A 13,224-nucleotide genomic window follows, 5' to 3' on the forward strand; every position below is an offset into this window, starting at 1 on the left:
TGTGTTTATATAGAATACATGAGGTGAGTGATTTGAAAGTTGATTCGATCGGTGGAACTGAACAAACTCTTAATCATATGAATAAAACATTGATACTTGCAAAAAGAGTAAGATTAAGACCAACTAAAGAACAAGAAACACAATTATGGAAATCAGTGGGAACTGCCAGATGGGCTTATAACTGGGCATTGGCCAAACAAAAAGAAAGCTATAAAAACAAAGGGAAGTTTATTTCTGATGGCCTGTTAAGAAAAGAATTAACAAGATTAAAACAAACAGATGAATTTTCATGGCTGTATGAAGTATCGAATAATATTACAAAACAAGCGATAAAAGATCTTTGTCATGCGTATGAAAAGTTCTTTAAAGGGTTAGCAGATCAACCACGATTCAAAAGTAAAAGAAAATCAAAACCATCCTTTTATAACGAAAATGTGAAGTTGAAAGTAAAAGGAAAGAAAGTATTGATTGAAAAAGTCGGTTGGGTTGTAGTTTCCGAATGTATACCAGATAAAAAATACTATAATCCTAGAATTAGTAATGATGGTAAATACTGGTATCTTTCTGTAGGGATTGAAGAATCTAAACCAATTGTTGAACTGACAAATGTCTCACTTGGAATTGATGTAGGAATTAAAGAGTTAGCCGTTTGTTCAGATGGCACTAGGAAGAAAAATATTAACAAAACAAGCAATGTGAGAAGGGGAGAGAAACGCATACGTAGGTTGCAACGTCAAATTTCTCGTAAATATGAAATAAACAAGGAGGGAAACCGTTTCGTCAAAACAAGCAACATTATAAAAATCGAAAAAAAAATACAACACCTCTATAGAAGGTTGACGAATATCAGACTAAACCATCTTCATCAATCCACGAGCGAAATCGTGAAAACCAAACCTTATCGCATCGTAATGGAAGCTATAAATATCAAGGGAATGATGAAGAATAAACACCTGTCAAAAGCAATCGCAAAGCAGTGTTTATTTAAATTCAAACGCCAAATTCAGTATAAATGTGAAAAATATGGCATTGAATTTGTAGAAGCTAATCAATGGTACACATCTTCTAAAACGTGTTCAAGTTGTGGGAATAAGAAAAATGATTTAAATCTATCAGACCGATTATACAAATGTGAATGCGGTCATGAAATCGATCGAGATATAAACGCAGCAATCAACTTGTCACGATATAAATTAGTAAACTGATACCTAGACGTCATTACTAATATGTAGGATTCGTTGTATCCGAATTTACGCCCTTGGAGTGTTAGACCAAACGAAAGTAGCCTAACTAGGCAAAATCGGACACGTAGAAAAGGGAAATAAACGAAATCTATTAAAAATAATGTTTTTTATTGATTTTTATAAGTTTTTGGCAACGGTGTTTAATTGAATAACCGAGCGCATAATTTTGCAATGGATTATGTAAATTCAGAGGAAAAACAAAAGATGCTATATAAACGGACTCTATTGATGGTTAGCATTTCGCAAATTTTTGGTGGAGCAGGATTAGCTGCCGGAGTTACAGTCGGTGCACTATTAGCTCAACAAATGCTTGGAACAGATGCTTTTACTGGTCTGCCAGCATCCCTTTTTACACTAGGCTCAGCAGGAGCGGCATTAATTGTTGGTAGGCTTTCGCAAAGATTTGGTCGACGAATCGGGCTTGCTGCAGGATTTTTTACTGGTGGACTTGGTGCAATCGGTGTAGTAATTGCAGCAATGACAAACAGTATTATCCTTTTATTTGCCTCACTTTTGATATACGGTGCAGGAACAGCAACCAATTTGCAGGCTAGATATGCGGGAACTGATTTAGCAAATAATAAACAACGTGCAAAAGCGATTAGTATTGCAATGGTTTCCACAACATTTGGTGCTGTTGCAGGTCCTAACCTAGTAGGCCCAATGGGGAAATTTGCTGTCTCCATTGGCGTGCCAGCACTTGCAGGTCCATTCATTTTATCTGCAACTGCTTTTATTTTGGCTGGTCTGTTTCTTTTCGTTATGCTTAATCCAGACCCATTAATTATGGCAAAAATGATCGAGTCAAATAAAACAAAACAAGTTAATGTGGAAAATTCATCACCTGTTGAAAGTATTAAAAACAAGAGGGGAATTGCTGTTGGAGCCGCAACTATGGTGCTGACACAAATTGTAATGGTTGCTATTATGACAATGACACCGATCCATATGGAACATCACGGTCATGGACTAAATGAAGTAGGGATTGTGATTGCGTTTCATATTGGCTCGATGTATCTTCCTTCATTGATTACAGGAATTCTTGTTGATAAAGTCGGTCGAACTGCCATGTCGATTGCGTCTGGGGCGACTCTACTCTTAGCAGGATTGACCGCTGCATTAGCACCTAGTGATTCAATGATTCTCCTAGTAGTTGCGCTTTCATTACTAGGATTAGGTTGGAACTTTGGACTAATAAGTGGAACTGCTCAAATTGTTGATTCAACAGATTCATCTACACGTGCCAAAACTCAAGGGACTGTTGATGTATTTATTGCACTAGCAGGAGCATCTGGTGGTGCTTTGTCTGGAATGATTGTAGCTAATTCAAGCTATGCAACATTATCATTAGCTGGAGGAGCTTTGTCTTTAATCCTTATTCCAGTCGTGATTTGGTCACGTGGAGGAAAAAAAGAACGTGAACAAGGGCTTCAAATGTAAAAATCAAATTTAATTTATAATTAAGATGAAATAGGAGCTGATTAATCAGCTCCTATTTCACAATTTGCATGCTTGATAAAAAGTTTAATTAAATTCTTAGTAAAACCGTATATTTAATTGTGCCCGCGAATTGAATTCGTGCTCAATTACAAAGGGGGAAATATGAAAAAATTTTTAGCTTATTTCATACTAATAATGTTATTGATCAGTTTAACCAGCTGTTCTTTAAGCAAAAACACAAGTAAGGATATTTTTCATTATAAAAATTCTTATGTCGGTAATAACAGTGCTGTAGGAAATATTATAAAACAATTACCGAATCATAAAGAATTCACCCAAATGTCACTCCAAACAAAAAAGAAGCCTTATGGTGTGACGATTGAATATAAGAATTTACCCGCAAATACTAAAAATATAGTAATAAATAATGCAACTTACTTATTTACATTGATCAAAAACGTAGAATGGATTGTTTTTGATTTTGCTGATCAAAAATATACTTTGACAAGACAACAACTTGATCAATGGTATGGAAAAGATTTAGGCTCATATACGAATGAAAAGGAACTAGAGGAACTAGTCCACACTAATTTAAAAGATAAAAGCAAAGTAAATCAGTTTTTTAAGAAATAAGGTCTTTTTTTTAGTCATTATTAAAGGGATTGATAAATTTTAAATAGGTTAATAGATTGAGAAATAGTAGTAAACGGATATAAAGGGGTAAACGAATGTCTATTTTAACAAATGAATCTGAATTTAAGGTTCTAATTGAAAAGGAACTAATTCCGAATGTAAACCTCAAGAGTGAACGTCCAAATAACCCAATTGTCGTTAAGAATATTCCAGAAGGTTGGAAATGCATTGGATCAGGTAATTATGCGGCTGTTTTTATACACCATTCTGAACCAAATGTGGTTGTTAAGGTGTATGGAAAAGATCTAGACGGTTTAGAAAAAGAAGTTCAAGTCTATAAACAATTAGGAGAGCATCCAGCATATTCGAAATTGATCCAATTTGGTGAAAAATACCTAGTATTAAAAAGATTAGAGGGAATTACCCTATACAACGCTCTTGCAAATGGTGATCGAATACCTGAAAGTGTGATTAAAGATGTAAATATTGCGCTTAAGTATGCGATCAGTCGTGGGTTAAATCCATACGATGTTCACGGAAAAAATGTGATGATGAAAGATGGTAGAGGGTACGTTGTAGATATATCTGATTTTTACAAAAAAGGAAAAGATGAAAAGTGGGAAGATCTAGTCAAAGCTTACTATAAACTATATAAAAAAACATTGTATAAAGTACCTATTAAAATCCCGTTGAAATTCTTGGATTTTACTAGACATTCATACAGATTTTACAAAAAATTGAAGAGGAAAATTTAAAATAGATCACGTTGAGATATGTGACGATAAGTGCAATAGGTTTTATAATTGAACATTTTATGTGACTGCAAATGAATTCTAAACAAGAAATAGCGATTGATATTTAAAGAAGACTAGTATTCGGGCTAGTCTTCTTTAGATTGCAGTTATTCATTTAGTATTTATGTTGAGGATAAATTGGCTCTTAGTTTTGTACTCTTTTTTCACTAAGACCTAATTAAAATAGAGTCTGTTTTCATTAAATATCTTTGTGATTTTCATAATTTAACAATTGTTTATGATTATAAAACTTCTCAAAAATGAGTCCCATTAAATAGTAAAATACTAAGCCGAAACATAGATGAATAAGTGTAAATTTAATACCAAATGAAGCAAATTCATAGATAACGACAGGTAGTTTAGCCGTTGTCCAAACTCCTAAAAAGAAAACAACATAGCGAATACTTGCTCCTTTTTTCAATAAAAGTACCGCGATTGGAAAAGCTAGGTATAGAGGACCAGCTGCAATACCTCCTAGTAAAAGAGCAAACAGAACACCGTAAATGCCAGATTTATCTCCCATATATTTAATAAGAGTTTCTTTTTCAACCCATTTATCAAGTAAGCCAACAAAAATTAAAACAGGTGGAAGAAGAAATAACATATTTAATATACTATTTCCAGTTAACTGAAATGCTTTCATTCCAAGTGAGTGGTTTAATAATGTTAGTACGATGAAAGCTATTAATAAAATAAAAAAGAAACGATATTTTTTTAATTGACTCATACCATCACCAACCATATTATATATGCAAATAAAAGAGACATTAAAAGTCCACTTGCATTACGTGCATATGCAAAACTTTTTCCAAATAATTTTTGTTCCATAGGTAAAGTAATAATTCCTACTGACATTAAAGTTGACATTAATACTGCTACTTGTGGGAGTCCAGCACCATTTTGGACTAATGTTTCTCCAAGAGGAAAAACGATAAAGCTTGGAATTAGTCCAACTGAACCAATTAATGTAGATAGTATTATTCCTTTCACTCCAGAGTGTTGGCCAATAATTGATGAAACGAGTGAAGGCGTTAATAAAGATAAGGATAGTCCTACAAAAAACATAATCGTTAAAATTTCAGGGAAAATATTACAAAACATTCTCCATGACTTTAATAGTGCATCTTTTGTTTTCTTTCGATCTTTTATAAAAGAGATACAAGTAAGAATTATAGCTAAACTGTATAGGATCGATGCATTAATCATGATCCTTCTCCTTCCTTCCATTCATTGTATTTGTTTATGAAAAATGTTAAATTTTTAAGCTTTTCTTCGATGTTTATTTGAAATTCTTCTAATTTTTCTTTTCCAACTTCAGTAATTTTGTACATCTTGATCGGTTTATCTTGTTCGGATTTACCTAAATAAGACTCAACAGCACCTTCAGTCTCTAATTGCTTTAGAGTTCGATATAATATAGAACTATCAATTGGATTAATTGGAAGTTCTTCCTCACACTTTTGCAAAAGTTTCCCTCCATAACAATCTCCCTCTGTTAAAAACAATAAAAGAAATGCACCAGTATGTCGGCCCGTATGTTTCATAAATATAAACCTCCTAAATTTGTGTATTTCCAAAGATTAATTTCATACTGTTAATAACAATATACTGTTAATTACAGTAATATGTTACTAACAGTAAATATACTCTGTTAATTTATTTCAACATTTTAAAAAATTTCTCTTTCTAAGGAGAGATTGGATGATTAGGTTTATACAAGAGCATTTCTTTAGTTGAGAAATGCTTTTTTATCATTTAAAGAATGTAAGGATATTTTTATAACAATAATAATATAATAAAAAACAACAATAATTTATTGTAAAACGATAAATTATATGGTAAATTCAAAATGAAAATAATTTAGTGAGGTGCATTTATGAAACGAGGGTCAACTCTCTTTTTAAAAATAGTAGTGATTCTTATTGGTCTCCCAGTTCTTGCATTGTGTATATTTGTGGTTCCGAAGATTGCAGAATTTGCTGCTGAACTGTATCCGAATATTGCTTTAATGAAAATTTTTATTTTTATAGATCTATATGCTGCAGCGGTTCCTTTCTATTTTGCGCTTTATCAAGCTTTTAAACTTTTAAGCTACATTGATAAAAACAAAGCTTTCTCGGAATTATCGGTTAACGCTTTAAAGAAAATAAAGTTTAGTGCAATCGCAATCAGTGTTTTGTATGTACTAGGGTTGCCACTTTTTTATTTAATCGCTGATATGGATGACGCTCCAGGAATAATCGTTATTGGCATGGTCTTGATTTTTGCTTCATTGGTAATTGGAGTCTTTGCAGCCGTTCTCGAAAGGCTTTTGAAAGAAGCGATTGATATAAAATCAGAAAATGATTTAACAGTCTGAGGTGAGAACATGGCAATTATTATTAATATTGACGTGATGTTAGCAAAAAGGAAAATGAGTGTAACCGAGCTTTCGGAAAGGGTTGGGATTACGATGGCGAATCTTTCTATTTTGAAAAACGGTAAGGCAAAAGCGATACGTTTTGCAACTTTAGAAGCGATTTGTAATGCCTTAGACTGTCAACCTGGAGATATTTTAGAGTACCAAAATGATGAAGACAACAAATAGATCGTTAAGATTGATATAAATTATGAAGGAGAGCTAATTGTGAATTTAATACTTCAAAAGGATGAGTCATATTTTATAAGAGCGTTCAAACAACTTGTTCGATTTGGTTGGGAGCAGGCTTTATCATGTATTTTTCCTGTTGTGATTTTTGCCTCTTTAGCTTTTACTAAAATTGTGCCACTTCCATTTCTTCCAAGATATGATTGGTTACTATTGATCTGTATTTTGATGCAGTGGTTAATGGTGCGTACTAGGCTAGAAACATTGGATGAATTAAAGGTCATCACACTTTTTCACCTAATTGGACTTGCGCTTGAACTTTTTAAGGTACATATGGGCTCTTGGGCATATCCTGGAGAAGGATACTCAAAACTATTTGGAGTGCCACTATATAGTGGTTTCATGTACGCAAGTGTTGCCAGTTATTTATGTCAAGCGTGGAGAAGGCTGAATGTTGAACTAATTAATTGGCCACCATTTTTGATAGTTGCTTCACTTGCAGCGTCAATTTATTTGAATTTCTTTACTCACCATTTTTGGATAGACGTTCGTTGGTGGTTATCAGGGCTTGTAATAATTGTTTTTTGGAAATCTTGGGTCACTTATGAAGTTAATGGGACCAGGTACCGTATGCCAATCGCACTTTCTTTCGTACTAATCGGATTTTTTATATGGATAGCCGAAAATATTGCAACGTTTTTTGGTGCTTGGCAATATCCTAATCAGTCGGTTGCATGGAGTTTAGTTCATCTAGGTAAAGTAAGTTCATGGCTATTATTAGTTATTGTAAGCTTTCTGATCGTAGCTACCTTAAAGCGAGTTAAAGGAAATAATTCAATTAAAAGGAAAGACACTAAAAAAAGTAAAAATATGTAGAAGTTTATATGTTTGAAATCAAAAAAATAACCTGTATCAAAGATTAACTAGTAATCAGATACAGGTTTATTAATAATTTGTATCGTTAGTATATTTTAATAAGATGCCTAAACCTAATATACTGCCTACTTACCGATAAGATTCATAAACCCTTTGTATATTAGGAAAAGGGAGAAAATTAAAATAGCTAAAATACCAATTAAATCTGTTAATGGCTCTACACTTGATAAGAATGTGCCTGCTAAAGGCATTTTGATTAAAGCAAAACCAGCAATAATACTAGCTAACATTAAAAAAATTCTTTCCATTCATTCATCCCTCCATTCAATATATTTTATGTGCAAGTAGAATGTAAGTGCTTTCAAAAACGAGCTTTTATAAAAAATGTGCGTTTGTCACGGTAAAGTTGAGATCGTTTTCATATAAATACACTAAAAGTAAACTTAGAGGAGAGTGGGGTTTAGAATACTATTTAATAGATTAAATAGTATTCTAGTTCTTTTTACATCGATGTATAGTCGACACTATTTCTTTCCTATCATTTAACTACTTTTTAATATAAACGCCGTTTCACTTATTATTCTCTTTCATCTATTAATAGAGATTAATCATAATAGGAGTGAAGAATAATTGAGTTCAAAGCATAAACATGATGTATCTTTTCAAACGTGGAATCTTTATTTAGGAGCGGATCTCACGCCGTTAATAGGAACAACACTGGCACAAATTCCCCAGCGCGTAACAGAAGTATTTCAGCAATTTCTAGCAACTGACATAACTACTCGCGTAAAGGCAATTGCTAAAGGAATCGCAAAAGAAAAACCTGATTTTATAGGTTTACAAGAGGCTGAATTATTACAGCTAATTATCCCTACATTTGGGATTGTTACTTTCGATTTTATTGAATTATTAATAGGAGAATTAGAAAAACTTGGATTGAAATACAAAATTGGAGCTAAGAACGATAATCTATCGGTAGGCCTACCTGATCTTAATGGAAATTTAGTTCAATATTTAGATAGGGATGCCATATTGATTCGGAAAGATTCTGAATGGAAAATACTAAGTAAACAGGAAGCAAACTTTCAAACAAATTTAACTTTACCCGTAGGAGGACAAGCTATAACAGTGCTTCGCGGATGGTCCTCCTTAGAAGTAAGAAAAGGGGGGAAAGTTTTCAAATTAATTAATACACATTTGGAACCAAATGACGAAGCTGTTCGTAATGCTCAAGCAACCGAAATCCTTCTAGGGCCTGCAAATACACAGTTACCAGTTATTATTTCTGGAGATATGAATGCTGTTCCTAATAGCACGACATACAATCTATTTGTTAATGCGGGCTTAAATGATTTATGGAATTTCGTTGGAATAGGACTAGGATTTACTGGACATCAAGCACCAAACCTATTAAATTCAGTGTCTTTGTTGAACGAAAGAGTAGATTATATCTATTATAAAAATGGCTGGAATCCACTATCGGCTCATCTAATTGGAAACTCACAGAGTGACAGAACAAAAACTGGTCTTTGGCCATCGGATCATGCAGGGTTATTTTCAAGATTAAGTTTGAAATACAATCATGATGATCATTAGTTAACTACTGAATAAATAAGAAATGACCGCAATTTTACACAAGGCGGTCATTTCTATTCAACCTTATTAATTCTATGAAGGGCATTTCATTATTGAAATTGAATACTATGTAAAATAAACAATTTTTAAGGAGGTTTTAATGAAAAGAGTTAGTCTGTTCAAGCTAACGTTTATCATATTGCCTTTACTACTTGTTGCTTGTCGTTTCACATCTTCAGAAAGCCAATCAATTATAGATTGGGTAGACTTTGTTCGATGGAATGGTGTTGAGTACAATGGTATACAATCAGGAATTTTAGCTAATGAAAAATTTATTGATGAAAAAATAGGGGAAGTAAAATTCAGGGTAGCAGATCATGTCACAGATTCTAATTATAAAATAAAAGATGGTGACTCAGCATTCCACGAGAAAGGAACGGACATTTATTCAATCAAGGGTAATCCTGAATTAATTGCCTTAAAAGATAAAACTGCCATAAAAGGATATAGAATTTACTATGCAAAAGGAACAAATGATTATAAGTGGTATTTTAAAGATGTACCAATCGAAAAAGTAGATCTGATTGAAATCTACCAATCTTATTCACCTAGCGCGAAAAAGATATCTGAGATAAAAGACAAAGAAAAAATAGTTAACTTTCTGGATATTTTAAAGAATAGTAAGGAAGATTCAAATTTTCAACCAAACAATGATCATACAGATTCTACTCACTATGAAATTGTATTATATACAGATGAACCAATCGCTTATAAGTATATGATTGAATTTGACGGTGCTAATTACTACTGGTACCCGTGGGATACTTCGATTTTATCAAATGAGATTGGAAAATTTATACCAAAGTAATGTTTTAACTACATATACACCTATATTTAAATACAAAAATTGACTCGCTAATTATATTTTTAGCGAGTTTTTGCTTTATATAATAATTCCACTACATAGGACAAAATTCAAATCCATTATGTGCAATCCCATCAAAATCTAGTCATCGAAAAACACTAGTAAAATATGTGAAATTATAAATGAAACTAGCACATTTTTTATATTAAACTACTTTCAAAGATGGTAAAATATGGTTATAACATATTGGGAAGCTGATCTTTTTTACGGAGGGGCAATATTTGAGAAAGCCAAATATATTTTTGATAAGCGTAGCCATCCTAGCTTTATGCTTAGGTGGATTTTATTTTGAAAAAATGAAGAATAGCAAAGCAAGGAATGAAATATGCATTGGTTATAACTACACAAAGTTCGGGAAAAATGTAATCAAATTTAATCCAGTTAAAGTAGAAAAACAAGCAAAATTAAATAAATTAGAAGAGATCTATTTATTTAGTAAAAAAATTGAAAAACCAATTGTTGATTTAGCTACATATGATGTTCAGTTATCATTCAGAAGTCCAATAGATGAAACTGTTGAATATAGTTCATTACTTTGGTTCACAAAGAATGGTGCCATCATAAAAATTAATGGATTTAATGGATTTCGAAGTGTTGGTATTGAGAATGCCAAATCAATAAAAAATATAATAAACTATATAGAGTTGTAATAATTAAATAATGTTTTAGTAAATGAGTTGTCATGGCAACTTATTTTTTTTTGCTGTTATAAGAAAGAATTGATTGGATATTTAGTAGTTTAAGAAATGATATAATATGATAGTAGTTCAAATAGCAAAATGAATAATTAAACTTTAAGTTGGTGATTGAATGTTTCGTTTCTTTAAATTTAAAAAGAAGGTAAGCTTCAGTGAACAATTATGTGAATTGCAAAAGATTGGTATACAATTAAATCCAATTATAAATGAAGAATTAATTCTTGCTGAGTATAGTGAAGAAGAATTTGAAAGAGAACCTTACCTATTACTACTTATTGCATTAGGAAGTGAATTGGAGCTAAACGAAAATTACTGTTCAAATGAAATATGGTATTTGGATACGGAATGTATTGAGGACACAGGAGATTATGTTCGCATTGCAGAAAGAATTAGAGACTTATCTAAAAATTACTTAGATTTTAAAAATATTAAAGATAATGTAGATATTGAAAATCAAGAGGCATCAATTTCGTTTACTTTAGATGAAAAAGATTATTGTTGGAAGTTAGAAGTAAATGATGACTGGATCGATGAGCAAATTATTGTTCAGTTTAATGATTTATTAGAAATAAAAAATACGGATAAGAGGGTTTATATTCTAGATTTAGGAGGACAAGATTGTTTAGTTGGTATTTATTCTAAGGAACAAGTAAAAAAGTTAAATAACTTACTTAAAGGATCTAAATTTGTATCTTTATAAAAGGACAAAATCTTAATATTTAACAGTTAACTTTATTTTGTAAAATGTGATATATCTATTTGTACTAATTTATTATTGCTTAATAAAAACTTTGGATAAAAGGAAATAAAGAAGTGGGAATGTGAAGATAGGAAGTGTAAAACGGTGGAATTGGAAACGGTTATGCAGGAGCTAGAAGCACTAGGTAAGGAACGGACAAAAAAGACATACATAAGTAACGGGGCACATGAGCCACTATTTGGAGTGGCAACAGGGGCAATGAAGCCGATTGCTAAGAAAATTAAAATGGATCAGCAATTAGCCAATCAATTATATGCAACAGGTAATTACGATGCCATGTATTTTGCGGGGATAATTGCAGAGCCTTTGAAAATGACTGAAGAAGACTTTGAAAGTTGGATTGATGGAGCTTATTTCTATATGCTTTCAGACTATGTAGTTGCAGTTACTTTAGCTGAAGCCGATATTGCGCAAGAGGTAGCCGATAAATGGATTGCAAGCGGAGATGAACTTAAAATGTCAGCTGGTTGGAGCTGTTACTGTTGGCTATTAGGGAATCGCTCGGATACTGAATTTGACGCACTCAAGATTTCTAATCTGCTTGACCAGGTGAAAGATACAATACATGAATCTCCAGAACGAACAAAATCTGCGATGAATAATTTTGTTTATACAGTAGCAATTTCATATGTACCTCAACATGAAAAAGCAGTTGAAACTGCAAAAGCAATTGGACCAGTCGAAATGAAAAAGGAAAAGAAAAAAAGCACCATTTTACTTTGCTCTGAAAAAATTCAAAAGGATTTAGATAAAGGTTTATTAGGATTTAAGCGTAAGCACGTAAGATGTTAAAGATTTTTATTAAACGCATTAAAGCAGAGCGATCCCTCTTTTTAAAATTGTAAAACCTTATATAAAAAAAAGCCTAACTTTTACTTTAAATAAAAAAGTTAGGCTTTTTTATTTTTTATGTTGGTTTCAGCTGTAATCGTAAAAATAAAAGCGTTGCTAAACTTTATTTAAAAAGGAGTGCTGATTAAATAAGCGCTAAATTTATGCATTTTGTTTACTGAGATTTCGCTGAGCTGCCATATAGCTCCCAATTATATTTTGATAACCTGGGAGATTACTAGCAAGCAAATTGCCAAAGCCTTCGACATCGTTACGCCAATCGCGTTGTAATTCGCAAGCTACGCTAAACCAGTTCAATAGTTGCACACCACTATGGGCCATACGCGTATTAGCGGCATCTGCAACTTGTTTACTAAAAGTTCCTGAAGCATCAGTAACAGCAAATACTTCATACCCGGCATTTATAGCGGAAAGTGCAGGGAAAGCAACACAAACGTCCGTAACTACGCCTGCGATAATCAGTTGTTTTTTTCCGGTTTCTTCGATTGCTTTTACAAAATCATCATTATCCCATGCGTTAATTTGTCCAGGACGAGCTATTTTTGGCGCGTTAGGAAAAAGATCAACTAATTCTTGCATAAGTGGTCCATTAGGTCCATTTTCAAAGCTTGTTGTTAAAATAACTGGTAAATCAAAAAACTTAGCAGTATGAGCAAGAGCTAAAACATTGTTCTTGAATTCATCAACACCATAATCACGCACTAGGCCAGCCATCAGACCAGTTTGATGATCCACTAAAAGAACAACAGCTTCATCTTTGTTAATACGAGAATAGAGATCAGACATTATGTATTCCTCCTAAAAATTAAGTAATTGAATTAATTTCTTCGTTTATAACAA

General features: G+C 32.5%; 17 protein-coding genes. 12 read left to right on the top strand and 5 right to left on the bottom strand.

Annotated features, from left to right (window positions below; all coding sequences use genetic code 11):
• The first annotated feature begins 89 nt into the window (after window positions 1–89).
• The 4 genes from BM319_RS09105 (at window position 90) to BM319_RS09120 (ending at window position 4,072) form a co-directional block, all read left to right on the top strand.
• Window positions 90–1,205, top strand: coding sequence for an RNA-guided endonuclease InsQ/TnpB family protein (locus BM319_RS09105; RefSeq protein WP_091022301.1), 1,116 nt, complete (start codon window positions 90–92; stop codon window positions 1,203–1,205).
• 210 nt (window positions 1,206–1,415) lie between these two features.
• Entirely contained in the window at window positions 1,416–2,684 is a 1,269-nt protein-coding gene (locus tag BM319_RS09110; protein WP_069034533.1) for an MFS transporter, read from the top strand.
• Between the two features lie 162 nt (window positions 2,685–2,846).
• Window positions 2,847–3,317 (top strand): DUF4825 domain-containing protein, encoded by a 471-nt coding sequence (locus tag BM319_RS09115; RefSeq protein WP_069034400.1) that lies wholly within the window; start codon window positions 2,847–2,849, stop codon window positions 3,315–3,317.
• Between the two features lie 95 nt (window positions 3,318–3,412).
• Entirely contained in the window at window positions 3,413–4,072 is a 660-nt protein-coding gene (locus BM319_RS09120) for a serine/threonine-protein kinase (RefSeq protein ID WP_069034399.1), read from the top strand.
• A gap of 238 nt (window positions 4,073–4,310) precedes the next feature.
• Here the strand turns inward: BM319_RS09120 and BM319_RS09125 are convergent, their stop codons facing one another.
• From BM319_RS09125 to BM319_RS09135, 3 genes are read right to left on the bottom strand one after another with little or no spacing between them, the layout of a single operon-like run.
• A complete protein-coding gene (locus tag BM319_RS09125) occupies window positions 4,311–4,838 on the bottom strand; it encodes a permease (protein ID WP_069034398.1) in 528 nt (175 codons plus the stop codon).
• Window positions 4,835–5,317, bottom strand: coding sequence for a hypothetical protein (locus BM319_RS09130; protein WP_069034397.1), 483 nt, complete (start codon window positions 5,315–5,317; stop codon window positions 4,835–4,837). Before BM319_RS09130 ends, BM319_RS09125 begins: the two co-directional genes overlap by 4 nt.
• The gene (locus tag BM319_RS09135) at window positions 5,314–5,655 is read right to left on the bottom strand and encodes a PadR family transcriptional regulator (RefSeq protein WP_069034396.1); all 342 of its coding nucleotides are present in this window, start codon (window positions 5,653–5,655) and stop codon (window positions 5,314–5,316) included. The genes BM319_RS09130 and BM319_RS09135 overlap by 4 nt, the downstream gene beginning before the upstream one ends.
• A 332-nt stretch (window positions 5,656–5,987) precedes the next feature.
• Between BM319_RS09135 and BM319_RS09140 the strand changes: the two genes are divergently transcribed.
• The 3 genes from BM319_RS09140 to BM319_RS09150 all read left to right on the top strand — a co-directional run bounded on the left by BM319_RS09140 (window position 5,988) and on the right by BM319_RS09150 (window position 7,574).
• Complete coding sequence (locus BM319_RS09140) at window positions 5,988–6,470, top strand: DUF2975 domain-containing protein (RefSeq protein WP_069034395.1); 483 nt, start codon at window positions 5,988–5,990, stop codon at window positions 6,468–6,470.
• Window positions 6,471–6,479: 9 nt separating this feature from the next.
• A complete protein-coding gene (locus BM319_RS09145) occupies window positions 6,480–6,698 on the top strand; it encodes a helix-turn-helix domain-containing protein (protein WP_069034394.1) in 219 nt (72 codons plus the stop codon).
• A gap of 75 nt (window positions 6,699–6,773) precedes the next feature.
• Window positions 6,774–7,574: a DUF817 domain-containing protein gene (locus tag BM319_RS09150; protein WP_084006958.1), complete on the top strand. Its 801-nt coding sequence runs from the start codon at window positions 6,774–6,776 to the stop codon at window positions 7,572–7,574.
• Between the two features lie 125 nt (window positions 7,575–7,699).
• Here BM319_RS09150 and BM319_RS09155 read toward each other — a convergent pair whose 3' ends face one another.
• Entirely contained in the window at window positions 7,700–7,882 is a 183-nt protein-coding gene (locus BM319_RS09155) for a hypothetical protein (RefSeq protein WP_069034392.1), read from the bottom strand.
• Window positions 7,883–8,204: 322 nt separating this feature from the next.
• Between BM319_RS09155 and BM319_RS09160 the strand changes: the two genes are divergently transcribed.
• The 5 genes from BM319_RS09160 to BM319_RS09180 all read left to right on the top strand — a co-directional run bounded on the left by BM319_RS09160 (window position 8,205) and on the right by BM319_RS09180 (window position 12,324).
• Window positions 8,205–9,170 (top strand): endonuclease/exonuclease/phosphatase family protein, encoded by a 966-nt coding sequence (locus tag BM319_RS09160; protein ID WP_175495586.1) that lies wholly within the window; start codon window positions 8,205–8,207, stop codon window positions 9,168–9,170.
• Window positions 9,171–9,309: 139 nt separating this feature from the next.
• A complete protein-coding gene (locus tag BM319_RS09165) occupies window positions 9,310–10,017 on the top strand; it encodes a hypothetical protein (protein WP_091022202.1) in 708 nt (235 codons plus the stop codon).
• A 278-nt stretch (window positions 10,018–10,295) separates the two neighbouring features.
• Window positions 10,296–10,724 (top strand): hypothetical protein, encoded by a 429-nt coding sequence (locus BM319_RS09170; protein ID WP_091022204.1) that lies wholly within the window; start codon window positions 10,296–10,298, stop codon window positions 10,722–10,724.
• 160 nt (window positions 10,725–10,884) lie between these two features.
• Complete coding sequence (locus tag BM319_RS09175; RefSeq protein ID WP_069034388.1) at window positions 10,885–11,472, top strand: hypothetical protein; 588 nt, start codon at window positions 10,885–10,887, stop codon at window positions 11,470–11,472.
• A 144-nt stretch (window positions 11,473–11,616) separates the two neighbouring features.
• Window positions 11,617–12,324, top strand: coding sequence for a DNA alkylation repair protein (locus BM319_RS09180; RefSeq protein WP_069034387.1), 708 nt, complete (start codon window positions 11,617–11,619; stop codon window positions 12,322–12,324).
• A 201-nt stretch (window positions 12,325–12,525) separates the two neighbouring features.
• On the opposite strand, the gene ycaC is transcribed toward BM319_RS09180, so the two are convergent.
• Window positions 12,526–13,170 (bottom strand): isochorismate family cysteine hydrolase YcaC, encoded by a 645-nt coding sequence (ycaC, locus tag BM319_RS09185; RefSeq protein ID WP_069034386.1) that lies wholly within the window; start codon window positions 13,168–13,170, stop codon window positions 12,526–12,528.
• Between the last annotated feature and the right edge of the window lie 54 nt (window positions 13,171–13,224).

This window comes from Bacillus sp. UNCCL81 (assembly GCF_900112535.1).
Classification (GTDB): Bacteria; Bacillota; Bacilli; order Bacillales; family Bacillaceae_G; genus Gottfriedia; species Gottfriedia luciferensis_B.

Bases quoted from the DNA above. Each gene is read 5' to 3' on its own strand.
- BM319_RS09125 (WP_069034398.1), bottom strand. From the start codon at position 4,838: ATGAGTCAATTAAAAAAATATCGTTTCTTTTTTATTTTATTAATAGCT.
- BM319_RS09135 (WP_069034396.1), bottom strand. From the start codon at position 5,655: ATGAAACATACGGGCCGACATACTGGTGCATTTCTTTTATTGTTTTTA.
- BM319_RS09175 (WP_069034388.1), top strand. From the start codon at position 10,885: ATGTTTCGTTTCTTTAAATTTAAAAAGAAGGTAAGCTTCAGTGAACAA.
- ycaC (WP_069034386.1), bottom strand. From the start codon at position 13,170: ATGTCTGATCTCTATTCTCGTATTAACAAAGATGAAGCTGTTGTTCTT.
- BM319_RS09165 (WP_091022202.1), top strand. From the start codon at position 9,310: ATGAAAAGAGTTAGTCTGTTCAAGCTAACGTTTATCATATTGCCTTTA.
- BM319_RS09110 (WP_069034533.1), top strand. From the start codon at position 1,416: ATGGATTATGTAAATTCAGAGGAAAAACAAAAGATGCTATATAAACGG.
- BM319_RS09120 (WP_069034399.1), top strand. From the start codon at position 3,413: ATGTCTATTTTAACAAATGAATCTGAATTTAAGGTTCTAATTGAAAAG.
- BM319_RS09155 (WP_069034392.1), bottom strand. From the start codon at position 7,882: ATGGAAAGAATTTTTTTAATGTTAGCTAGTATTATTGCTGGTTTTGCT.
- BM319_RS09145 (WP_069034394.1), top strand. From the start codon at position 6,480: ATGGCAATTATTATTAATATTGACGTGATGTTAGCAAAAAGGAAAATG.
- BM319_RS09115 (WP_069034400.1), top strand. From the start codon at position 2,847: ATGAAAAAATTTTTAGCTTATTTCATACTAATAATGTTATTGATCAGT.
- BM319_RS09140 (WP_069034395.1), top strand. From the start codon at position 5,988: ATGAAACGAGGGTCAACTCTCTTTTTAAAAATAGTAGTGATTCTTATT.
- BM319_RS09130 (WP_069034397.1), bottom strand. From the start codon at position 5,317: ATGATTAATGCATCGATCCTATACAGTTTAGCTATAATTCTTACTTGT.